General features: G+C 50.5%; 1 protein-coding gene. It reads right to left on the minus strand.

Annotated features, from left to right (window positions below):
- A partial coding sequence (locus DVK01_RS21570; protein WP_158598807.1) for a J domain-containing protein occupies window positions 1-361 on the minus strand: 361 nt, incomplete at its 3' end.
- Between the last annotated feature and the right edge of the window lie 71 nt (window positions 362-432).

The following is a 432-nucleotide window of genomic DNA, read 5'->3' on the forward strand; positions in this document are numbered from 1 at the left end:
CGTGGGTTTCGTTTTGCCAGCTTGACTGGGTGGCTTGCGATTTACTCTCCGTCCTTGACTCCGATCGAGAGTTTGGTGACGAGTTGTGAGCGTCCGTAGCGTTACCGGTGGGGCTGGTTGACTGGGTATTGCCACCCTGAGTTGTGGATGAGTTGGATTGTGATGATTTGGATGTTTCAGCGGCGAGAAGAACCTTGCGTGCTTTTTTCACTTCCAGAAACTTCTTGCGAGCGTTTGGCAGATCTGACGTATCCGGGTGGTATTCTTTTGATTTCTCCCTGAATGCCTTTTGGATATCGTCGTCATCGAGATACCTATTCTGCGGGAGGTCAAGTACGTTACGCGCTGTATTACTGTCCATCGATAGCTATCGGTGAAGAGCGGGAAGGTCAGGATTCGTGCCCCCGAGCGTCTCTTCTTCTCTATTAAATC

Source organism: Haloarcula sp. Atlit-120R (assembly GCF_003665885.1).
Taxonomy (GTDB): domain Archaea; phylum Halobacteriota; class Halobacteria; order Halobacteriales; family Haloarculaceae; genus Haloarcula; species Haloarcula taiwanensis.